The organism is Acidianus brierleyi (assembly GCF_003201835.2).
In the GTDB taxonomy this organism is placed as follows: Archaea; Thermoproteota; Thermoprotei_A; order Sulfolobales; family Sulfolobaceae; genus Aramenus; species Aramenus brierleyi.
In genome coordinates, this window is record NZ_CP029289.2 from 1168077 (window position 1) to 1191180 (window position 23104).

Consider the following 23104-nt stretch of genomic DNA (forward strand, 5'->3'; position numbering starts at 1 on the left):
ATGAGCGAAAAAGAACAAGAAATAGTTGTTAAAATAAAAAGGTTTAGTCAAGATAAGGGAAACTATTGGCAGGAGTATAAGGTTAACGTAGACAGATTCACTCAAATGACAGAAGTTTTAAGAAGAATTAAAACTGAACAAGATCCTTCACTCTCGTATAGGGCTTCATGCCATATGGCTGTATGTGGAAGCTGTGGAATGAAAATAAATGGAGAGCCTAGATTAGCATGTAAAACCTTGGCTTTAGATATAGTAAAGAAATACAACTCCAATGTAATAACCCTAGAACCTATGGATTATTTCCAGCCTATAAAAGATCTAGTAGTAGACTTGGACGATTTCTACGATAGAATGTTTAAAGTAAAACCTAGATTATATCCTGATAAGGAAGTACTAGAAGGAAAGGCTGAACAAAGACTAAAGCCTGAAGATCAGAGAGAATTATGGAAATTTGAACAGTGCATATGGTGCGGCTTATGTGTATCAGGATGTCCATCTGTTCGTAATGATCCAGAGTTTTTAGGACCTGCCGCCCATGCTAAAGGTTACAGATTCTTGGCAGATCCAAGAGATACGATTTATGAAGAAAGATTAAAAATACTTATAGATAGTTCATGGAGATGTACTTATTGTTATCAGTGCTTTAATGTATGCCCGAGAGATGTAGAACCAGTAACTACTATAAAGAAAACTAGAGCTCACACTAGATTTCTTAAGGATAGAAGTGCCGTAGCTGAAATTGGAGAAAAACACATTGAGGCCATAGAAGAGTCAATAAAAGATTCAGGAATGATTAAAGAAGCTGAAGTTTACTTAAAAACATACGGAGTGATAGCGTCATTAACTGATCTTATTTATGCATTCCAGAATGGAAAGCTTAAGTATGCATTTGTAAAAGAGATGAAAGTGAAAAACATGGATCAAATAAGGAAAATTATGGGTGATTAGAATGAAAGTAGCTTATTATCCTGGATGTGCTACTCATGGATTATCTAAAGATGTTGACATAGCAACTAAAAAAGTAGCTGATGTTTTAGGTTTAGAGTTAGTAGAGGTTGAAGATTGGAATTGTTGCGGAGGAGGATTCTTAGATGAGAGAGATGAAAAAGTTCATACAGCCTTAAATCTTAGAAACCTTTCTAACGTCGAAAAAATGGGTTTAGAAAAAATGGTAACTCCTTGTAGTGTTTGCTTGCAAAGCCATAGATTAGCTTCGACCAAATATAAAGAAAATAGAGACCTTAGAAAAGAGGTAGATAAGAAATTGAAAGAAGCTAATATTAATTATTCTGGAAAAGCTACAGCAGAACATATAGTTTGGATTCTTGTAAGAGATGTCGGTTTAGAAAAAATTAAATCAAATGTTAAAAAACCTTTAACTGGATTAAAAGTAGGAGCGTATTACGGGTGTCAAATGCTGAGACCAGAACAAGTAATGGGCTTTGAGCCATCTTTCCATCCTCATAGCATGGAAGATCTTATTTCTGTTACAGGCGCTACTCCAGTATCTTTTCCTATGCAAACAGCATGTTGCGGATTTCCATTAATGGGTAGCAATCCAAAGATCGGTTTAAAACTAGCATATAATGTAATGAATTCTGCAAAAAGCAAAGAAGCCGATATAATGGTTCACCCGTGCAGTCTATGTCATCTGCAATTAGATGTAACTCAACTTAAAGTTAAAGCAGAATTTAACTTACCGTGGACTATGCCAGCAATTTACATTACTCAATTACTAGGATTATCTTTCGGATTTTCTGCAGAAGAATTAGGTATAAGTAAAATAGCACAACAAATCCTTAAAGAAAAAGGTGTAATTTAGGTGAGTAAAATGATAGAGGATGAAATAGTTGAAAGCCTAAAAAAGGCAGGAGCAGAAGTAGGTAACTGGTACGATGTTTCAGAAAGACCTGGAAAGAAACCTTTTGGTAAAGAAATAGAATATAAAATAGATGAAATAATGTGGGGTAAAGTTCATTTAAGGATAGAAGGAGATGTTTATATTCATATTATCTCTAAGATTCCGTTTAACTGGAAGGAGAGAGTAAAAGATTTGAAAATATCCGGAGAAATAGAAGATTCTGCAGGCGGATTATTATGGATAAAGGAAGATCCAAAAAATATTGAAAAGGATATGAATATCATTAAACAATATCTTTTAAGTATTAAAAAATAAGGAGAGGAGGCCCCAACATCACTCTGCCACGGTTACGTGGAATGTCAGCTGGGTATGGCTATTTAAATTTAAGAAATTTTATTTAAAAAAGTTTATGCTTCGACTACTTTAAGTAAATCGTTCTGGTCTAGCTTATAGACAACAAAATAATTGTCAGATATCCTCCTAAGATCTGCATTATCTCCTCTTATCATTACACTAATTAACGTAGCGTTTGCCTCCTTTAAAGACCTTCTAACAGTTGTTTCTGCTATTTTATCTTCACCGTCTGTTAAGATTATAAGTTCACTAACTCCTTTAACATGACCTTCCTTAACGTCTTCACATGCGGATATTACTGACCTACTTATATCAGTCCCTCCGCCTCCTCTTATCTTTCCTATGTATTCAATCATTTTTATAACGTCCTTACTTTTAGCGCTTTTAATTACCTTTATTAAGGGATATGGTATATTATCGAAGAATCTTAAGTAAAAGTCTCTATTTTCTCTTTTTGCCCTACTGTACAGTGCTAAAGCTACTGCCTTAGCCCAAAGTATTTTTTCTCCATCCATGCTTCCAGATTTATCTAAAAGCAAATATATTGGGCCTAAAGTCTCCTTAATCTGTTTCTGATATAGCAATAGCTGCCCTTCAGCTAATCTAACATAAAATAATTCCTCTGGCATAGCCAATTCTGATGGAACTAATCTTTCCAAATCTGTACCTTCCTCATATCCAAATAATTCACCTTTAGCATACCTCGTAGTTTTCTTTTTAGTTAAACTACCTAATTTTGGTATACCGCTTAGGAATTCAAGAATCTTCTTTATTTCAGTGTTTCTAGCTAATCTTAAAACTTCATGTATTTCTCCCTCAAAATTAAGCACACTACCAGTACCTGCCCCATTTCCACCTACTATTCTTTGCATACTTCTTACAGCATTTGCGTCCTCAGACGCTTTTGATAAGGCTTTTTCATGAGCCTGTTTCATTAATTTCTGCATTGATTGCTGATTCTGTTGAGTCTGCTGTTGTTTTTCTCCTCCTTCCTTTCCCATACTTCCTTTCATTAAACCATTCAATATCTGTTCAGCAGCTTCTCTTTCTTCAGGAGATTGAGAAGTTCTCCTTATTCTTTCTAGCTCTTCGATTAAATTTTGTATATAGCTAACAGACAATGCCATGCTTACTGCAGAATTAGCTACAGAATAATTCCTATTCCTCATTACGACTTCTGAAGATAAGGTCATATCTAATAATGAATATTTTATATTATCTTCCTGATTAACATCTGATTTTGGTTTCAATAATGGTAACGGTAAATAATGTACATAATACGTATCAATTAAAAACATGGAATCTATATTTGACTCTTTCCCAGAAATTTTCCTTAAAGTATACGATATTCTATCTCCCCTATATTTAACTATAGGATCCTCATAATCTATTCCAATTAATAAACCACTCATGTATATATCCCCAGCTTTTTAGCCACTTTTTCTAATAGCTTATCTATCTCAACTCCTACCTCTTTGGAAAACTCCTCCACTTTTTCTTCTCCGCTCTCTTTGCCTAACGCTATTACTCTATCTCTTGTAGCCCTTAAAGTTCTAATTAGATCTATTAGTCTAGGATCGGATTCTGTAGCAGCGTCTACATACTTACTAGCTTCTTTAATATTATTATAAATCTCATTCAATTCCCTCATATACTTTATTGGAGTCTTTAGTTCCTCAGATAATAAAGCGGAAACTTTTTCGAAATCATCTATTTCCTTTGGCGCAATATATTTCAAAACTATCAAATCTTCTTCAGTAGCTTTAGTTCTCGAATTCAATATTGAATGAGCCGCAACGATTTTTAGCACTTTCCCTTTTCTTCTATCACTTAAATGTATTCCTTTTTCTTCGAGCATAGCATATAATTTCAATAACTTTCCTTTTATTGGAGTTAAATCCACTTCTGATAGATACTCATATAAATTATCTAAATCTTGAATTGACATAATAGGAGAACTTACCTTCCACTTATCTGTAAATTCTAAATCCCATGACGCATCTATTAAATTTTTCCACATGTCTTCTCCTATAGGTCTAGCATAATGTCTCAATAGAAGTCTATCATATAAAGCTTCTAACTCAGGTTCGTCTGGAACCCTATTACTTGCACTTATTAAAGTCCTTAATGGAACGTTTATTACATTATATCCGTCATATATTACTCTCTCGTTAAGTAAAGACAATAACGCGTTCAATATTGCTGAATTAGCATTAAATATTTCGTCTAAAAATGCTAATTCACTCTCTGGTAATCTTTCTTTAGTTATTCTTTTATAAATACCTTGCTTTAATGAATTTATGTCTAATGCACCAAATAATTCTGCTGGCTCAGTATATTTGGTAAGCAAATACATGAAGAATTTTGCATTAAGCAATTCTGCAGCTCTTCTAGCTAGAGCAGACTTTGCAGTACCTGGCTCTCCTATTAGAACCACATGTTCCTTGGTAAGAAGTGCAAGTGTTATAACTTTAGCTTCTTCTTCTCTGCCCACAAAAGGAGCAGACAAAGAATCAAGAAATTTCTTTGGAAGTTCTATTAGTCTATTATCCACTACTTCTCCCATATATTTTATCTCAATTATAGCTTATAAAGAAAGGTTAAGAAAATATAACGTTACTGTCTATTGTAGAGATAATGATTTAAAAGATTAATGTTGCAAAACAGCAAACAATAACATAAATACAAAAATTAAAAAAGTTATATTGAATACATCATATAAAATTGAATTTTAGTACGTCTTATTCTAATATTCCTCAGAGCCAAGATTTAAATATTTGAAATGAGTGTAGTTATTTAACAAATCGTGTGAGTCGGTATATAATGGATGAAAAGATAGGTAATCTAAAAGGTGGAATGGAAAACGTAAACGTAACTGCAAGAGTTCTCCAAGTAGGGGATCAGAAAACTGTTCAGACAAGAAATGGTCCCAGAACTCTTCGTGAACTAATTGTTGGAGACGAAACAGGAAGAGTAAAGCTTACGCTATGGGGAACTCAAAACGAAGATGTAAAAGAAGGACAAGTAATAAAAATAGAGAACGGATGGACTACAGTTTTCAAAGGACAAGTACAATTAAATGCAGGTAGTAGATCTAAAATATCTGAAGGAGAAGATTCAATACCAGAAGAATCAGAAATACCTGAAACAATGCCTACTGACAACTCTTTCCAACCAAGAAGAGGCGGATTTAGAGGCAGAGGCGGTGGAGGAGGAGGAAGAAGATTCAACAGAGGAGGATATAGAAGACAACCAAGACAAGAGGAGGAAGAAGAATGACAGACGAGTTTAAAGGAGACGAAAAGAAAACAATGAGCTATGACGATATAAAAGATAAGAAACCAATGAAAAAAGGAGAAGTAGTAGACAAAGCAGAAAACGGCGAAAATTACATTATAAAGCTTGAAGAGGACAAAGTTTATGAAGTAGCCCCAATAGCATTTTACGTATGGAATATGTGTGACGGAGAAAAGACTGTAACTGAAATATTAGACGAGATAAGCAAAGAAGCTAATCTAGAAACTTCTCAGATCAGAGACCCCATAGTTACAGTTCTAGAACAATTACAAGAAGCCGCGCTTATCTCATTATAAAATATAAATATTTTTTCATATTTTTCCCTATGAGGGCTATTTTACCAGAAGATAATTTACTATTTGCAGAAGAAGCTTTTAGAAAATTCACCTCAGAAGTTTCACCAAAACTTTGTATAAATGAAATACCAATTCTTGATTCTCTAAATAAAGTAAGTGGTGAGGTAGTTTATTCACCTATAGATCTTCCGCCATTTTCTAGGTCAACAGTAGACGGTTACGCAATAAAATATGAGAATACTCCAGGTAAATTTACTATTATAGGAAAAATAAATATAGGAGAATATAAAGAAATTGAGATTAAGGAAAACGAAGCAGTAGAAGTAGATACTGGGGCAATGCTACCTGAGGGAGCTAACGCAGTAATAAAAATCGAGGATACAAAAAGAGAAGATAATATTGTCTTTATAGACAAAAAATTGAGATTCGGACAAAACATTGCATGGATAGGAAGCGATATACCGAAAGATTTTGAAATACTTAGAAAAGGAGAAAGAATATCTCCAGAAAAGATAGCAACATTAGCCTCTGTCGGAATAAATAAGGTCAAAGTTTACAGCCCAAAGGTTTACGTTATAACAACTGGAGACGAATTAGTAGAGCCTGGAGAAAAATTAGATAAAGGAAAAATATACGAGAGTAATCTATATTATCTTTTAACAAGGTTAAGAGATTACATCATAGTAGGTAGTTCTTTAGTTAGAGATAGAAAAGAGGATATCGAAAAAGAAATTGAAAAAGCTCTGGATCTTGCAGATGTCCTTATAATAACTGGAGGAACAAGTGCAGGAGAAAAAGATTACGTGCACCAAATAATTAGAGAAAAAGGGAAAATAGTAGTTCACGGAATAAAGTTCAAACCAGGAAAACCAACAATTTTAGGTCAAATTAAAGGAAAACCAGTTTTCGGATTACCAGGGAATATAGTATCTACTATAATGGTTTATGAACAATTAATTAAAAAATATTTAGACCTAATGAGTAATAGTGAACACGAAGAAAATAAGAAAATTAGAGCAAAAGCACTAATTACAGTAGAGGCTGATAAAAAGAGATTTACATATATTCCAATATACATTTTAAGGAGTAATAAAGATACTTACTTTCTTCCAATACCTTTTGACAGCTATATGATAGGAACTTTCTCTTCTGCAGACGGATATATAGCTCTTAATCCTGGAGATAGAATTGAAGAAGACCAAGAGGCAGAGATTATTATAAAGAATATTGACGAAAGACCTACATTACTTGGAGAAGAAGACCTAAAAATGAAAAACATTAATGTAAGAAAAATAACTTTAGGATCTTATCCAGCTTGTAAAGCGCTAGAAAAAGGGGTAGGAGACATACTAGTAATAAGTTCGCTTATGTGTACACCAGATAACTATGATTTTAAGTTTGATAGGGAAATTCTAACAAATGGAAAAGGACCAGAAATAGGGTATAATGATTGGATAGGTATAAGTAAAATTATTAAAAATCCTACAGTAAAGCTAAAATCTCCTTCCACAGTAGAACATTTCCTAGGAAAAGCTAAGGTTTACGCTCCAGAAGGTTACATAAAAGGGGATAAGTTTTATACCGAAAGACTCTACATAGTAACACTAAATAATTCAAGAAAATTCCTACAAGGAATTTTTTAAAACTTTTCAACCTAAAAAATCTTTTATGTATAATAGATAGTTTATCCTATGTCAATTACAGCAACAGCATATTCAAGCTCAGCAAACTTAGGCTCTGGTTTTGACGTACTTTCTATGGCGCATAAAGCCTTTAAAGATAAAGTAAAAGCTACGTTAATAAGTGAAGGAAGAAATTTAAAAATATCAGTTTCGTCCAAAAATACGCCAGAAAATGTAGAAAAGAATTCTGCCGGTTTCGCAGTTAAAAGGATGTTAGAAATACTTGGAATAAATGCAGAGATTTCATTAGAAGTCATAAAAGGAATTCCTTACGGTTTAGGTTTAGGAAGTAGCGGAGCTTCAGCTTCTGCAGCTATAGCTGCAGTAAATGAACTTTTAGACCTTGATCTCTCATTAAACGAACAAGTCGAATTTGCAAAAATTGGAGAAATAGCATCATCAGGATCACCGCATCCAGATAATGTAGCTGCTAGCACATTTGGTGGTATAGTTGCAGTTACCTCAGTATCTCCTACGAAAGTGATTAGAGTTCCTAGCAATTTAAATTTTAAAATACTCTTAATAGTTCCACAAAAAACTCAAGAAGGAAAAACAAAGAAAGCTAGAGAAATGCTACCAAAAGAAATCGAAATAGAAAGATATGTTTATAACTCAAGACATTTATCATCGTTATTAATAGGTCTATCTTCAGGGGACAGAGAATTAGTAAGAGAAGGATTAAATGATGAAATTTTTGAGGTTTCTAGACTTCCACTTTTCCCTTATTATCCTAAAATAAAAGAAAATGCTATCGAAAAGAACGCTATAGGAGTTTGTGTAAGTGGAGCTGGACCATCAATACTTGTTCTTTACGATAATAAAACAGATCTAGAAGGTATTATTTCGTCTTCTAAGGAAATTTGTACAAAAAATGATATAAATTGTGATTTTATTCAAACCGAATTAGCTGGAGGTGTAGAAATTGAAAGAGGGAACTAAAGTAGTTAGAGAAGATTTTGAAGATAGCACTGGAGCTATAAATACACCTATTTACCAATCAACTGCCTTCCGTTTCCCAGAAGGCGAAAAATACAGATATTCTAGGGAAGCTAACCCAACTACCTTAGAATTATCTAAAAAAATAGCAGAAATTGAAGGAGGAGAAATAGGCGTATCGTTTTCCTCAGGAATGGGGGCAATATCTACTACTCTATTAACTTTGCTAAAACCTGGAAGTTCATTACTAGTCACAATGGATATGTTCGGAAGAAGTCTAAGATTCTGTAATGATTTTCTTAGACAATGGGGAGTCGAAGTTGAAGTAACAAAGCCAGGAAATACTAATTTACTTGAATCATCAAAGATTCACCACGACGTAATTTTCGTGGAAAGCATAACAAATCCTTTACTCAGAGTAATAGATATAGAAGCACTATCTAAGATAGCAAAAGAAAATGGGAGTCTCGTCATAGTAGATTCAACATTCGCTAGTCCAATAAATCAAAAACCTATAGAATTAGGAGCTGATATAGCTCTTGAAAGTGCATCGAAATTTTTAGCAGGACATAATGACGTAATAGCTGGTGTTGCTGCAGGACCTTCCTCTATAATAACAAAAATAGATTTAATGAGAAGAACTCTAGGGACTTCGCTAGAACCACAACCGGCCTATTTGGTATTAAGAGGATTAAAAACTTTGAAAATAAGAATGGATGTAATAAACAAAAACGCTATGCAAATAGCTGAATTTCTGGAAGATCATCCCAAAGTTCAAAAAGTTTACTATCCAGGATTAAAATCTCATCCAGATTACTCAATCGCTAAGAGAGTTCTGAAAGGTTTTGGAGGAGTTGTAAGCTTTGAAGTTAGAGGTACCATGAATGATGCTATAAGAGTAATGCAGAATCTTAAAGTAATAATTCCAGCACAAAGCCTTGGAGGAGTAAACTCGCTAATTTCCCATCCACCGACAATGAGTCACAGAACCTTAACACCAGAAGAGAGGAAAATCGTAGGAATAAACGAAAGTCTATTAAGACTCTCAGTAGGAATAGAAGAAGTAGAAGACTTAACTGACGACTTAGATAAGGCATTAAATTCAATTTAAAATCTTCAGAATAAAAAATCTCTGCATAGGCAACTTGCAGGATAGATTTAATATAAAAATAAATCAAAGAATAACATAAAATTAACATATACTAGCAAATTATATATAGACATTATCCGATTAATTTACTATGAATTTGCACTTACTTTTCTTTTTATTCTTATTACTTTCACCTCACATGTTCGTAGAATATAAAATACATTCTACGATCTCTAACGAAGTAATATGCAATGTAATATTAGAAAATGTAAGTAAAACTTTCCCTAATGGAACCTTCGCATATACAATTCAAGTATTTTTCATGAACTACTCAAAATATACTCAGCCTTCTATTGTTTACGACAATCTAACAAACCCACAAACATTCTTTTATATTCCAAAAAATGAACTAGGTAAATCCGCAATTGATAGACAAATTCCTTTAACTCTGGTTAACGAAAGTAACGGAACTTACGTGTATTTCGGTAAACAATTTGTTGATTATGTAGAAATAGAAGATTATTATTTTGTTAATAGCACTGGTGTTCCTTCCAAAATTGAAATAATTCAGATAGGGGAAAATGGAGGTATAGTAAGTGTAACAACTTACACATTAATTAGGACTAATATTTTTCAGAACGAAACCCCATTTATGCCAAAAGGTTTTAGCTTAGAAAATTCGTCCCTTAAATTACCAAATCAATCACTTTCAGATTCTTTAGGTACATACGTTATCCTCTTCAATATTATTGTTATTCCACTACTTTTAACTTTATATAAGGTGAGGAAAAAATGAAATATAACATTATAGAAATTTTATTTGTATTAGCTCTAACAGTTATTACTCCAATTGTAGCACTTCATTATTTAATATTCCATGTAGGTTTTATTTATAATAGAGACTCTTATCCAGCCTTTTATCAAAATGGACCCCAAACAGCACTTTCTTTACTAACTTTTCCTCAAGTAATAGATAATTCTTACATCCCAATAGTAATACTCCTTTATTTTAAAATAATATCTCCAATGGTAGCGGACTGGGTAAGTTACCTTATTTTCCCATTTGCTATTTCAATTCCTTCTATGTATTGGGCTTCAAGACATTTCCTAAAAAAATTTGAAAAACTCGATTTCTGGAGAACTCTATCAATTTCAATGATTATAGCTTTTCTTTACGCAGTTACCCCAACAGCTTTCTATTTCAGTCATTGGTCAAATTATGCAGGATTTTACGCATTATTGCCTGCATTAATAGCAGGAGTAGATTACTCAATAGATAAGAAAAGTCCAATAGCTTTGGCATTTTTCTCAAGCCTAACAACTACAGATCCAAGAGGCTTTGTTTTCACTTTATTCATTGTCATAACAATGCTCATTTTCAGAAAGAACGCAAAAATTTTCTTAATCTCAATACCATTCTATATCCTTATAAATATTAGACTGTTCCTTTATTTATTTATAAATTTCCACCAATACTCAACAATAAGCTTTTCAATATCTCAAGAACAACTGTGGTTAAACTACCTTAATTATCCACTCCTAGATTCAATGAGGGGATTAGGTCTTTTCAGACCTTTAGTACCATTTTATTCTGGAAACAAAGAATTAGATTTCATATTTTCATTCTCCATGATAGAGACAGGGATATTAGGATATATATTCATAAATAATAAAAAGAAAAACATAGCTACATACTTACTTATAATATACTTAATACTTGTTCTCGTTATTTCATCATATTTCCCATTCTTTGGAAATTCTATACAACTTAACGTACTTTACCCTCTCTTAAATTACCTTTCAAATGGATGGGCTTACCAATATTTATGGATATTTCTTCCAACGTATCTTTCAGAAATGGTTTTAGCTCCAATATTTCTCTTAAGCGCTTTAGTTCTAGCAAAACTAAGTAAAAACAAATTACTTATACCATTAATGATTTTTATAATAGTTTCACAATTAGCGTTCTCCGCACCTACAATAGCAAGTGGAAATTATTTCAATAATTATTTACCTCAAACGCCTCCGCAGTCATTAATTCAAGTAGCCGACTTTTTAGAAAATCACGGAGAAGGTAACGTAATAACTTTAGGAAACGTAAACCCAGACATAAAAAACTTTTACGGGGTTTTACCGAGAGAAATAAGTTTACCATTCAATATTCTAGAATATAATAATACTGCAAAAATATTGAATGCCTTTGGAGTACAATACGTGGTAACGCCACAAGATTTTAACTTCAATCAAAATGATTTTAAAGAAGTTTTCAACAATAATGAATTTATCATATATCAAAACGAAGATTTCAACTATAAAATAAATTCACCAATATATTTGTATAATTTCCCTCAAGATGTAGAGTATTTAAATAATTCTAATGCTCTTCCGTTTTATTTAATGTATTCAATACCGCCAAAATATTTAGGGGGAATAATAGGTAATTATACTCAAGCTGAGTACATAGCTTTTAAGGCATATAAAGCTGGAATATATCCCATTAATCTTAAAGTCAAACATTTACCTTCTCCAACAAATTTTACTAACTCTATTCCAGTAAATGTAAATGATATAAATATTCTTTCAAATTATCCTGGTATATCTTTTATTACAGTAGGAAGCCCTTCCAGCCTTAATATCAAAGTTAAACCCGGATTTTATACGGTAATAATTGAGTATATTACTACACTGAATGGAGGAACTTTCTGCCTAAGTAATGGAAGCGTAAAACTTGGAGTAAGCACATCCTCTTTTTACAATAATATTAACTTTACTATACTAGGAAATATTTCTACTAACGGAAATTTAACTCTGTCATTTAGAGGAAATTATCAATCCTACTTATTAGGAATAATTCTCGTGCCTAAAAATGAAAATTTTAATGTAGATTCTCACGTAGATTCCCAAAACATTACGTCTCTTTCATATTCCGGAAACGGATTAGGAAGAATTTATGGAGAAGAAGATAAAGAATCTTTAATCCCAATTTACATAAACGTCATAACATTTTTAATTGTAATTTTTATAGTCTTACAAAATCGCCTTCACTTCCCTTTTTAATTCCTCTTCCAACATAGTTTTTATTTCTTGCCTATGCAACCTCGTCAAATGAAGGAAAAGTCCCTTCTTTGTAAAAGGTCCCCTATTACACAACTTACAGTACAAGAGGCCATTCTGTTTTTCAGAAAGCCAAAAAGCTACCCTATCAACTACCTTCTCCGCCATCTGTTTTGAAGAAATTCCTACTATTTTTTCCAATTCATCATTCTTTACCGTAATGAAAGAGGCTTTCTTTGCAGTATAATCTATTAATTTTTCTGCAGTTATTGAGATTCCGCTATCCATTTCTTATCCCACACAGAAGCTATACCAACTGTTAAAGTAAATATGGAGATCAACCTAGAAAACCTTTCGGTTATATCTGAAACGTCAAGAATTCCAGAAAATACGTTAATGTCTATACCTAGAGACCTTAATACTCTCTCAATTCTAACTTCAATTTCATCATAATTATAAGTTACTTCTCCAGAATCCAAAGATTTCTTAAAATCAGAAACAGCTTCCAAAGTTTCACCCAATTCTTTTTCAGATATTTCATCAAAGATTTCAGTTATCCTCCTCTTTATTTTACCCCCAATTATTTCAGCAGTCCCAGGAATATATTTTATAGGAACCATTTCAGATATCCATGCATCTACGTATCTCCTTACAGTTTCTTTAACATCGTCTATTTCTCCATCTATGGACTCAACTATTGAAGCAGCCGCAATTATATGAGCTACAGCTTCACCAACTTTTACCCCAAGCACTTCTTCATTTACCTTATTATTAGATTCAATACTCAACGTAACCACTTAATCACAATATTAAAGTAAGATAAATTAAAGAAAGGAATCCAATAATACTCAAGTTACTTAGATGAGACCCAAATAGAAGAAGATTAAAATTGATAACGTATAAAGAGCAAAAAGAGATTTAAAAGAAGTATTGTACAATTATAAAATAATAATATGTAAAAATTGAATAATAATATATTTATTCCAATTAAAGCTCTTTTACTATATCGCATAAAAGTGCTATCATAAAGGAATACTACTAATATTACCTCTCTATTCTAGAGTATAATTATAAAAAAAGCTATAAAATCAGATTTATATTATAAAAAATCTAAATATATAGTATACAAATAATATTTATAATTTAAATAAAAAATTATTTAGCGTTTTACGTTGTAGTATATACTGCAGCAACTGCTACTGATTGCCCATCGTTTAAACCTAAATCAATAGTATATGTCTGCCCTGGTGTCGGCGTAAAGCCAGTAGGTAAAGTTATACTAATGAGATTATTGCCAGAAGATAAGGCTGTAGAAACACTTGTAGTATAACCGTCTACTGACACTGAAACCACAGTTGCACTACCAGTACTATCTAATACTACAGTTAATGTATATTGGCCGGTGTTGCCAATTTCGCTAATGCTTCCAGTACCAGCTGCGGTAACACTGGGCGTTGAAGTAACTGCCCCAAATATTCCGAATACAAATCCTACTACTACAATAGCAATAGCTACGCTCGCTATAACTAAAATTAAAGCAGTTACAGCTCCTGATAATCCTTTTTGATTCCTTCTTTTTCTATTTATAGTTTTCATCTTTCTCAACTTATATAAGGCTAATGTTCTATAAAAATTTTTCGCAATTATATACGTTGTGGTTGCTTCGAGTCTGGGACAAAAAATTTAGATACCCTCTTATTTTGTATTATGAACCTATGAATAAGAAGTTAACTCAGAGGGACTTTGACAACTTTAAGGAGTCCATATGGGACTTGATAAAGTTGTACAAGGAAAGCAAGCTCAGTAAGATGGGGAGCTATGAGGAGAGCAAGGAGGAGAGGTTAGGTTAAGGAAGTTCGGTCAAGAGTTAAAACAAGACTTGAAGGAAGCAGCAAAATTCGTGAAGGTCAGGAAAGGGCAAGGAAGGAGAAGCAAATTGACCCCAAAAGAGAAGGCGTACATACTAATACTCAAGGAATACTTAGGCTTATCGAACAGGGAGACTGCAGAAATGGCGTCACTACTGAACGAAGGAGGAGATAAGCTACAAGACCGTGGAGAGGTTATACTCCAACCCAGACGTCTTCGTTATCCTCTACAACCTGCTCTCAAAGACCGTAGAAGGGCTCAGAGTAGACGCTGTCATTGACGGGACCGGTTACTCCCTAATAATAAGCAAGCATTACAGGACTGAGAGGGAGAGGTCAGGAGAAGAGGTTAAGGAATGGAAGGACTTCATGTACTCCTTCTTCATCTTCGGCCTGGGCAGTAACTTGATTGTCGACGGTTATTCGCTCAAGAGTGAAAGGGAAGCCTATGAGATGACCCTCAAGATCCTGAGGGAACTTGGCGTACAAGTGGACTCTTTGAGTGCCGACAAGTACTATGGTAAGTCGACCCTTGATGACTTCCCTGACTGGGGCTACCAGTTATAGTTGTGTAAGAAAATATATAAGCAGAAGGTTAAAAATCTTCATCAAGGCTCACCTGGAACCTCGAAGCGTGGAGTTGTTTGAGGTGATATGAGTGATGCCTTATCACCAACATGGGCCTGAACTTCCATCGGGAGTTGCTTTCCTGTATAGAGACGTAGAGGTAGACCTCCAAGGAGCGAAGAGAGGGAAAGTAACCTCCAAGCTCTTCCTCGAACCTAGCTAGGATCGAGTTGAAGCTCTCCGACGTATTGTTGGTATAGAAGTAGTGTCTAACCTCCCTAGGGAAGTTGAGGAAGGCGCAGTACTTGTCAGCAGCGTCAAGAAGCCTCTTGGCTCTGGCTGGAGAGAAGGGTTGGACGAGTTGGCTGAGGGATGAGATAGCCTTCCTTCCCTCCTCCACGTTCCTGGAGGACTTTAGGTCCCTAACTCTAATCATGAGTTCCTCCTTCTCCTTGTCCGGGAGGACTCTCATGATGTTCCTAACCATGTGGGTTATGTAGAGCTGGTGTTAAGGGGAGGGGAAGAGCGTGGACACGACGCGATTAAGTCCCGAGAAGTCGTCGCGCACTATTACGTCAACCCTGCTGACTCCCTTGCTCACGAGTCCGCCCAGGAAGGACTTCCAACCGTCAAGATCCTTCCTATCCCTAACTTCGTAGTCCAAAACGAACTTGTTCCCCTCTAAGTCAACTCCTATGGCAATGTAAACGGCTCTCTCCATAATCGACTCGTTGATTCTGACCTTTACGAACTTCACATCGACGTAAAGGGCCAAGAGATCGTGAGGTAGTTCGCGGTTCTTGAATTCCTTGAGTTTATTGGATATTCTCTCGGCAACCCGATCCATACGATCTCACTATACGGTATTCCCTTAGCTGCTAACACGGCCTTAACTTGGCCCGCAGGCATGCCTGAAAGAACGAGCTGCTGGAGGAACTCCTCGTAATCCGGGCTCGTCCTTTCGTACTTCTCCGGAAGGATCTTGGGTCTGAAGCCACCCTTTCTGGTTCTCGATACTCTGAGCCTTAATACTCCGTTTCCAGTCCCCAAATACCTGAAGTACGTTCCGTTCTTGTCGTTATCCTCAACTTCCAAGTAGGCCTCCCTCTCTTCCATCATGGCCTCTTGCAAGATTATCTCCTCTATCTCCCTTAGGCTAACTCCTTCCTTGACTGCCTTCTCTCTTATTTTCTCCATTACCTTCATGGTATTACTCTCCCTTATAGTATTACCCCCTCTGGGGTTATTTTTACTTTTTACCATTATTTTTCACCTTTGACTACCACAACTATAACTGGTAGCCCCTCTACTTGATACCTAAGTCTAACGCTACGATAAAGGGAGGGAAGAGATGGAGGGAGACGGTATTGAGGTTCATGAGGAACCCGTTGGACTATTTGGAGGAGTACTTCAAGCGCGAGAAGGCAGAGTCTCTGATCTCATCCATCAAGAGAAGGACAGGATGGATTATAAACAAGGTTAGGGAAGAGAGGATCCACCTAACGGTCTTGGCGAGGGTCATGATTCACGACCTACTGTGGTCAAAAGCGTTAGACTAAAAATCTTAAAATGCTATATAGATTTGGAACCCATTAGACTAATTTGTCCCAGACTCCAAGATATAGATAAACTTATATAGACTTTTCACAACTAATAATTGTGAAGAAAGACAAACGAGCTTTATATACAGGAATTACTGCATTTTTATTAATAGTTGCGTCAGTTTTAATTACGCTAATAGTCTTATCCTTTGCATACTCCGTATTAGGAGGTTATAATTCTGTGTATCCTATTGTAAAACAATCTGGACCAGGCGAACTAAAAAACAATTATTTATATGTATATCTCACTTCTTCTAGAAATATAACAATAATAAGTATTTCAGTAAATGGTTATACTTCGTCTATATCAGTACCTTTATCGGAAGGTTCACAATTAGTAAAAATTCCGTTACCTAAAGGATTTTATTATACAAATGGAACATATTATAGTATAAATCTAGGACTTTCTGATGGAGAAAGTGTTGTAGTATCAGCATCATGTCTTTCTAGTTAAAAGGATTACAAGAACTAAGAGAAGAGCAGTAATTGCAAATATTTTTATCAATTTATAACCAAGATTCTCATTAAGTCCAGCTCCCGGTTTTATGGAAATAGGTTTCTTATGCCCAACATGAAATATTGGAAGCGTAGTATTGGAGAATATATTATCTTTCCATAATATATCAACACTTTTACTTATTATATTACCATTAGTTTGATAATCTATTGATTTAACGACTACTCCTGAGGAATTAAAATATAATATGAAATCATTCTCTACTCCTTCTATATATGAGGTTACATAATATTGAAAAAGACCATTTTTAGTCTCATTAAATATTAGAAACCCTTTCCCGTAAGAAATATTTTTACCTAAAAGTGACGGATTAACATAAAAGAATGCACCATAACTCGACTCGTTTTGTATGCACAGTGTTGAAGGTAAGGTAGTATTCTCACTTAATGCAATTATTGTTGAATTAACTAGCATAGAACCATTATCAAATACTTTTTCTATTTCTTGGATTATTATAATTTTTTGAACAAAATATTTTGGATAATATATATATGATGTTTCATTATATATTAGGAAAGAATCGGGCTTTATAGAATAACTTAAAGAATTAACATTAAAGACATTAAAGAAAAGTATTATGAACATAAATATTAAGAATAAACCTAAAATTCTCATAATATCTTATATAGAAATTTAAGCTTATATTTTTATGACTAAAAGCTATTTGATCTTCTAAAAACAGATTTTACTATCTTTTCTACTGAATTTCTTTAATTCTATAACGCTAAAATTCAATTTAAAATTTCTAATCCTACAATATATTAACTTAGATAATTCCAAATAAATTATTAAGAACTTTAAAATTAAGATTTGCCTAAAGTTTTTACTAAGGACACTATAATACCCATTCCTTTCTGAAATTCTGGATCTCTAAATGCTGAAATTAAACTTCCTAAAGTAACGCTCTGAGGATTTTTCATAGCAGTTGAAAATCCTTCCAAAACTGGAGAAATATTGTTCAGAAATTCAGTGGCCTTAGGTAAGAAATCTAAAAGCAAAGAAAGTGTTGCACCTAAGTTAACTATCATATCGTCTGTAAGCATGTCCTTAAGAGATTTTAATGCATAAGTCAAGTTAACTAAAGTATCTAAAGCTCCCGATTTTCTCATTTCCTCTATTTTTTGCATTAAATAGTTTAATTCTTCACTCTTATCTATAACTTCTGTAACGTCCTCCTTTTTCTCGTTTATCTTATCTACTACTAGCGCAATTGATGAAATTTCTTCACCAATGTTTTTTATCGATTCGTCATTTACCATGTCTTTAAGGGATTTCAGGAAAAAGCTTAGATTAACTAAAGTGTCTAATGTTCCGCTTTCCTTTAGCTGATTTAATTGCTTTATAATCTCGTTTATAGTAGGTAAGTTTTCCATTATTTGTGAAAGATCTTCCGTCATACTATCGCCTTGGCTGTTACAGTCCAGTAAAGTTTATTATACATTAGCTTTCCCCACCAATGCACATAAGACGGCGGTGGGGGTATTGGAGGACTGGAATAGTTAAATCTTATATATGTTCCACTGTTTAACCCTGTTGCGATGTAGCAGAAAACTGACCCGTCGAACATCTTTTTGCTTTTTGTCCCCCTAATTTCGTTTTCAATATTCCCCGCTACTACGTAAGATTCGAAATCTGCAGTTGAGCCTGCCTTAGAGATTGGAAGATCTGTAGTATCCCCAATTACATATACGTCTGAATGATCTTTCATTCTTAGGGTAAACTTGTCTGTAGGAACCCAATTTCTTCTATCTCCCAATTCAGAATCACCAATTACTTTTGCTCCAGTATGAGGTGGAACGCCTATTGCAAGATCAAACTTTACTTTATCTCCTTCTTGAGATTCGATTACATTTTCGTGAACTTCTTTAACGTTAAATGGAGAAATTATCTGAATTCCTCTTTCTTCAAATATTTTTATCATAACATCGTTTGTTGTCTTTATCCCGAAAATTCCTGGAACTGGATAAGTATAGATTATATTGGTTTTTTCTCTTAATCCCCTCTTCCTTAAGTAGTCGTCTAACATTAGAGTTATTTCCATTGGAGCTACTGGACATTTGTGAGGAAGTTTTGCTACGTTTATGACTATGTTTCCTCCAGTAAAGGATTCTAAAGTTTCCCTCAGTTTAATAGCGCTATCGAAATCCCAAGGAGAGTAAACTGACCTATATCCAGGTATTTCGTCCCACTGTAGATGAGATCCAGTAGCTATAACCAAGTAATCATATGGATAATCCTTCCCTGCTTTAACCAAGTGATTTTGAACATCTATTTTTTCAATTTCCTTATTAACAAATTTTATTCTTCTATCTAATAGTTGCCTTTCTTCTCTTACTAGCTCTGATGAATCTGAAAGACCTATAGACATAAGAAGCTGCCCAGGCTGATATACATGCTTATCACTCTTCTCTATTACTTGTATTTCAACTTCTCCCTTATCTATTTCCTCAGATAAACTCCTAGCTAACCTATTTGCAACTATTGTTCCAGATATTCCTCCTCCTGCTATAACTATTCTCTTCATTTACTAACACCTTTAACAAAATTATTTAATAATACATTTTGAGCATTTAAAAAATAATTCTCATTCATATGAGTAATGAATATAAAAGTTACTTATAAATTTTTTCTTAAAAATCTTATAAAATTAAAAATAATTGATCAGTTTAAAAATAGGGTTATGTTCACAAGAGAACTAAGAAGTTAAGGGCAAAGTAGAATAATTTTAGATAAATAGAGTAATAATGGATAATAGTCATAATTATAAGAATTTTAACTGTTGTACTCAATAATTAGAGCATAAAGGAATATTTTAGCTGATATCTACTATTTATTGAATTATATTAAGAGTTTTAAAAATGAGCTAATAAAGCCTTATTTTTTAGTTTTTACCTGTTGATAATCTGGTTGAAATGAGAAAATATTGAGTAAAAATCTTTATGCTATTTATTTTTTCTATAAAACTACATTATAAGTAATTCTTAGAATTATTTAGATATGAGGATGATTTGTCCAGTTTTCTAAAGTAGAAGCGAAGATTATATAGAAATTCTGAGGAATAACGAATAAAACATAGAAATTACCTGTTAAACGACTATTATAGAAATATACTCGCAATATTCTAGTATATTAGCTTAAAGTGTCTTTTTATTGACTTTTTCCTATTTAGCAAGAGTTATTAATAAAATATAATTTTTTCCATTATTTTTCTCTTCTACAATTTTCCAATCTCTTAGTGAACAAAAAGATTTTACTACTTCAAGATTTTCTGGAGATATTATGGCCTCTACTGCTTCCCCTTCCTTAACTTCATCCATTACTCCAGAAAGTTCTCCCAAAGGACCAGAACAAGTATTGCCAGTAAGATCAATCGTCTTATATATCTTAAGCTGAGTCATATTATTTCATATGATTTTTTAGTTAAAAAGCTTTTGTTATATTTCCTATATTCAGTAAAAAATAAACTATTTAGTAATACGATCCTTAGATTTTCTAGGCTAAAAAAGAATCTGAGAGCTATATCTTTTTACCAAAATTGGAAGAGATTATTAGATTTCGCTAATTTATGATTACGAAATATTGTGCAATATTAATAATTATAAAAGTTTTATCTAACCTACATTAAATATTAATTATCTTTAAGATATTTGCCTTGCTAAAATCTTTCCTATTACCAAGTAAAATATTTTAAAAGCCTTTTAAGATCTATTCAAATTTATGGATATTGGAATTACCCTTGATTCTACAGAAATCTTAAGGAAGTGTATAGCAATACTAGGAATAAGAGGTTCAGGAAAATCTAACACGGCAAAAGTACTTTCTGAAGAATTAAACAAGGAAGGAATACCTTTAGTTATAATAGATCCTGACGGAGAATATTCAATAGATGCAGACGTTATAGATAACTTTTCCTTAGATGAAAGCATACCTACAGAAAGGGTATTAAAAGAAGGAAAAAGTGTAATTCTAGACATGAACGATTGGTCAGAAGAGTCTTTTAAATTTCTACTTCGTTTCCTTAATTCATTATGGCTAAATTCCAAAATATACAAAAGAAACTTTTTTATACTTTTAGAGGAAGCTCACGAATTTATACAACAAGGAGAGAGAAATCAACTGAGCGACACAATAGTTAGAATAGCCCTCAGAGGAAGGAAAAGAGGAATTGGTATGATAATTGTAAGCCAAAGATCTGCAAAAGTTAATAAAGACGTATTAACACAAAGCGAAATATATTTTCTCCATAAGGTGGTACATCCTGTAGATCTCAAAGTTTATAAGGAAATCATTCCTTGGAAGTCAAAAGATGTCGAAAATGAGGTAAAAAAATTAGAAACTGGAGAAGCACTTTTCTATTTTAATGGTGAAGTTAAGAAAATAAGAATAAGGAAATTTGAGGAAAAAATTAATGGAGAAGGACAAGAAGTATTAATATAGAAATAAAACAATGTTGTTTGAAAATTAAAAATTTTTCAAGTATAAAATGTTGTTTCTCTCGATTCACACTACAAACCAACTATTGCATATTTACATAAAGATAGTCTTCAAATTTGGATCCCTAGTAATTCTTTAATTTATTTTAGATATTATTTAATAAGATTTAATAGAATATTTAAGACTTAACAGATAAATGAGAAATTAAATAAAGACAAAAGAAGATAAGTTAAACTAATCTATAAAATTAATATTTTAATTATTATACCATGAATACGTAAAAGACTAAGTATGTTGAAAATTTATATAATGACATAATTATTAGTTCCATCTTCAGAAATTAACGTTACATCACCATTAACTATTATTACTGCATAGGAGGTCTCCGAAGGAGGATTATAGGGAGATACCATATAAACGTATAGAATATAATAAGTATTTGTAATACTAGTTAGTTGAGGAGTATCATTATATAAATACCCATTTTTATATATAATATTGTCTACAGCCTGAAGACTACTACTCTCATCCTTATCAGCAGCAAAAAATTATGACATAGTTGCTACATTTCCATCTCCTTCAAGTAGTGTCAAATATAAAGGACTTTTAGAATTTGGAGCCTCTTTAGAATTTAAGTTAAAAGTTAATTGAGTTGAAGAATTAATTGAACTAAAAAGCCATTTTCTAGAATTATACCTAGCATCAAAATAGTACCAAGAATTCTTACTAATTGCGACGGTGAAACTTCTTTTATATATTCCGTTTTCATAAATCGTAGTATTTATGTGACTATTGATTAAATATATGACTATACTTAAATTAACTTTATTTGCTGCTTCGTACGTGTAGTTTGATAGAATAATATTTCCAGTACCTATTTCTTCAAACCAAAATCCAAAACTATCACCAAGCTTACTATGAGGAGTTACTGCAGAATTAGAGAAAGATGATACAGTATATGATCCTGAAGTTGTAGCTACATATACTCCCAATCCATAATCCCAAGGATTTACATATGGAGTTGCTATTCTATAAAGTATCCCGCTAATATTTACAATAATCCAAAAATATATTATTTCATTGTTTTTCACAGTAGCTGTAATATTGATCGTGTTGCCATTGTCAATTTTGTAAGCATTCACGTTAACTAACAATCCTCCTCCTTGCGGAAATTCTATTTTATTTATAGAAACTGATGGAAAACTTAAATGAATCTCTGCATTATTTGATGGAATATAGTAATAGTAGTTAAGTTGAGGGGATGCTATAAAAGGAACTATATAAATGTTCCCATTATAATTACTTATTGAAGGAATAAAGAGAAAATTAACTGTATAATTACTTTGAGAAATCGTTTTTCCAAGATTTACTTTATACGTTATTGGAGAAACTGTTGATGTAAAACCTTCAGTTAACGACAAAGCTTCCTTTTGAATAGAAGAAGCCGAAATAGTGAATGTAGTTGAAATAAAATAGAGCGATGAAGCTATTAACGACATGAGAATTACTGTTATTATTATTATTAAAAGTAGAATGTTATTCTCCAT

At 33.0% G+C, this 23104-nt stretch carries 25 protein-coding genes and 1 pseudogene; 15 read left to right on the plus strand and 11 right to left on the minus strand.

Annotated elements, in window-relative coordinates; all coding sequences use genetic code 11:
* From DFR85_RS21930 to DFR85_RS21940, 3 genes are read left to right on the plus strand one after another with little or no spacing between them, the layout of a single operon-like run.
* Positions 1-948, plus strand: a complete 948-nt coding sequence (locus tag DFR85_RS21930; RefSeq protein ID WP_110270105.1) for a succinate dehydrogenase/fumarate reductase iron-sulfur subunit — start codon at positions 1-3, stop codon at positions 946-948.
* Position 949: 1 nt separating this feature from the next.
* A complete protein-coding gene (locus DFR85_RS21935) occupies positions 950-1822 on the plus strand; it encodes a CoB--CoM heterodisulfide reductase iron-sulfur subunit B family protein (protein WP_110270106.1) in 873 nt (290 codons plus the stop codon).
* A gap of 9 nt (positions 1823-1831) precedes the next feature.
* A complete protein-coding gene (locus DFR85_RS21940; protein ID WP_110270107.1) occupies positions 1832-2176 on the plus strand; it encodes a succinate dehydrogenase in 345 nt (114 codons plus the stop codon).
* Positions 2177-2268: 92 nt separating this feature from the next.
* Here DFR85_RS21940 and DFR85_RS21945 read toward each other — a convergent pair whose 3' ends face one another.
* Together DFR85_RS21945 and DFR85_RS21950 are read right to left on the minus strand one after the other, a co-directional pair.
* Entirely contained in the window at positions 2269-3627 is a 1359-nt protein-coding gene (locus tag DFR85_RS21945) for a vWA domain-containing protein (RefSeq protein ID WP_110270108.1), read from the minus strand.
* A complete protein-coding gene (locus DFR85_RS21950) occupies positions 3624-4781 on the minus strand; it encodes an AAA family ATPase (protein WP_110270109.1) in 1158 nt (385 codons plus the stop codon). The genes DFR85_RS21945 and DFR85_RS21950 overlap by 4 nt, the downstream gene beginning before the upstream one ends.
* 257 nt (positions 4782-5038) lie before the next feature.
* Here DFR85_RS21950 and DFR85_RS21955 point away from each other — a divergent pair, with 257 nt between their 5' ends.
* The 7 genes from DFR85_RS21955 (at position 5039) to DFR85_RS21985 (ending at position 12573) form a co-directional block, all read left to right on the plus strand.
* Complete coding sequence (locus DFR85_RS21955; protein ID WP_110270110.1) at positions 5039-5494, plus strand: single stranded DNA-binding domain-containing protein; 456 nt, start codon at positions 5039-5041, stop codon at positions 5492-5494.
* 32 nt (positions 5495-5526) lie between these two features.
* A complete protein-coding gene (locus tag DFR85_RS21960) occupies positions 5527-5808 on the plus strand; it encodes a PqqD family protein (RefSeq protein ID WP_110271803.1) in 282 nt (93 codons plus the stop codon).
* A gap of 29 nt (positions 5809-5837) precedes the next feature.
* Positions 5838-7451 carry a molybdenum cofactor synthesis domain-containing protein gene (locus tag DFR85_RS21965; protein WP_110270111.1) on the plus strand — a complete coding sequence of 538 codons (1614 nt, stop codon included), beginning with the start codon at positions 5838-5840 and terminating at the stop codon, positions 7449-7451.
* Positions 7452-7499: 48 nt separating this feature from the next.
* Positions 7500-8429 carry a homoserine kinase gene (locus tag DFR85_RS21970; RefSeq protein ID WP_110270112.1) on the plus strand — a complete coding sequence of 310 codons (930 nt, stop codon included), beginning with the start codon at positions 7500-7502 and terminating at the stop codon, positions 8427-8429.
* A complete protein-coding gene (locus DFR85_RS21975; RefSeq protein WP_110270113.1) occupies positions 8413-9537 on the plus strand; it encodes an aminotransferase class I/II-fold pyridoxal phosphate-dependent enzyme in 1125 nt (374 codons plus the stop codon). Before DFR85_RS21970 ends, DFR85_RS21975 begins: the two co-directional genes overlap by 17 nt.
* 130 nt (positions 9538-9667) lie before the next feature.
* On the plus strand, positions 9668-10312 hold the full coding sequence (locus DFR85_RS21980) for a hypothetical protein (RefSeq protein WP_110270114.1): 645 nt from the start codon (positions 9668-9670) through the stop codon (positions 10310-10312).
* Positions 10309-12573, plus strand: a complete 2265-nt coding sequence (locus DFR85_RS21985) for a hypothetical protein (protein WP_110270115.1) — start codon at positions 10309-10311, stop codon at positions 12571-12573. The genes DFR85_RS21980 and DFR85_RS21985 overlap by 4 nt, the downstream gene beginning before the upstream one ends.
* On the opposite strand, the gene DFR85_RS21990 is transcribed toward DFR85_RS21985, so the two are convergent.
* The 3 genes from DFR85_RS21990 to DFR85_RS22000 form a co-directional block, all read right to left on the minus strand.
* Entirely contained in the window at positions 12544-12858 is a 315-nt protein-coding gene (locus DFR85_RS21990; protein ID WP_110270116.1) for a hypothetical protein, read from the minus strand. The genes DFR85_RS21985 and DFR85_RS21990 overlap by 30 nt on opposite strands.
* Entirely contained in the window at positions 12837-13367 is a 531-nt protein-coding gene (locus tag DFR85_RS21995; protein ID WP_110270117.1) for a hypothetical protein, read from the minus strand. Before DFR85_RS21995 ends, DFR85_RS21990 begins: the two co-directional genes overlap by 22 nt.
* A gap of 370 nt (positions 13368-13737) precedes the next feature.
* On the minus strand, positions 13738-14166 hold the full coding sequence (locus tag DFR85_RS22000) for a DUF973 family protein (RefSeq protein WP_110270118.1): 429 nt from the start codon (positions 14164-14166) through the stop codon (positions 13738-13740).
* A 119-nt stretch (positions 14167-14285) separates the two neighbouring features.
* Between DFR85_RS22000 and DFR85_RS32135 the strand changes: the two genes are divergently transcribed.
* Positions 14286-14420: a hypothetical protein gene (locus tag DFR85_RS32135; protein ID WP_281351073.1), complete on the plus strand. Its 135-nt coding sequence runs from the start codon at positions 14286-14288 to the stop codon at positions 14418-14420.
* Between the two features lie 204 nt (positions 14421-14624).
* Complete coding sequence (locus DFR85_RS22010; protein ID WP_162582697.1) at positions 14625-15005, plus strand: hypothetical protein; 381 nt, start codon at positions 14625-14627, stop codon at positions 15003-15005.
* A gap of 28 nt (positions 15006-15033) precedes the next feature.
* On the opposite strand, the pseudogene DFR85_RS22015 reads toward DFR85_RS22010, so the two are convergent.
* Positions 15034-16268 (minus strand): annotated as a pseudogene (locus DFR85_RS22015) (IS256 family transposase).
* Between the two features lie 47 nt (positions 16269-16315).
* On the opposite strand from DFR85_RS22015, the gene DFR85_RS22020 reads away from it, so the two are divergent.
* Both DFR85_RS22020 and DFR85_RS22025 read left to right on the plus strand, forming a co-directional pair.
* Positions 16316-16564 carry a hypothetical protein gene (locus DFR85_RS22020; RefSeq protein WP_168367139.1) on the plus strand — a complete coding sequence of 83 codons (249 nt, stop codon included), beginning with the start codon at positions 16316-16318 and terminating at the stop codon, positions 16562-16564.
* Between the two features lie 100 nt (positions 16565-16664).
* Entirely contained in the window at positions 16665-17060 is a 396-nt protein-coding gene (locus DFR85_RS22025) for a hypothetical protein (RefSeq protein ID WP_110270119.1), read from the plus strand.
* Here DFR85_RS22025 and DFR85_RS22030 read toward each other — a convergent pair.
* From DFR85_RS22030 to DFR85_RS22045, 4 genes are all read right to left on the minus strand, one after another.
* Positions 17043-17738 carry a hypothetical protein gene (locus DFR85_RS22030; protein WP_110270120.1) on the minus strand — a complete coding sequence of 232 codons (696 nt, stop codon included), beginning with the start codon at positions 17736-17738 and terminating at the stop codon, positions 17043-17045. The two genes, DFR85_RS22025 and DFR85_RS22030, sit on opposite strands and share 18 nt — an antisense overlap.
* A gap of 188 nt (positions 17739-17926) precedes the next feature.
* Positions 17927-18520, minus strand: a complete 594-nt coding sequence (locus tag DFR85_RS22035; protein WP_110270121.1) for a DUF1641 domain-containing protein — start codon at positions 18518-18520, stop codon at positions 17927-17929.
* Complete coding sequence (locus tag DFR85_RS22040) at positions 18517-19647, minus strand: NAD(P)/FAD-dependent oxidoreductase (protein WP_110270122.1); 1131 nt, start codon at positions 19645-19647, stop codon at positions 18517-18519. The genes DFR85_RS22035 and DFR85_RS22040 overlap by 4 nt, the downstream gene beginning before the upstream one ends.
* A 637-nt stretch (positions 19648-20284) precedes the next feature.
* Positions 20285-20521, minus strand: coding sequence for a sulfurtransferase TusA family protein (locus DFR85_RS22045; RefSeq protein WP_110270123.1), 237 nt, complete (start codon positions 20519-20521; stop codon positions 20285-20287).
* 319 nt (positions 20522-20840) lie between these two features.
* Between DFR85_RS22045 and DFR85_RS22050 the strand changes: the two genes are divergently transcribed.
* The gene (locus tag DFR85_RS22050) at positions 20841-21560 is read left to right on the plus strand and encodes an ATP-binding protein (protein ID WP_110270124.1); all 720 of its coding nucleotides are present in this window, start codon (positions 20841-20843) and stop codon (positions 21558-21560) included.
* Positions 21561-22105: 545 nt separating this feature from the next.
* Here the strand turns inward: DFR85_RS22050 and DFR85_RS22055 are convergent.
* The gene (locus DFR85_RS22055) at positions 22106-23104 is read right to left on the minus strand and encodes a hypothetical protein (protein WP_168367140.1); all 999 of its coding nucleotides are present in this window, start codon (positions 23102-23104) and stop codon (positions 22106-22108) included.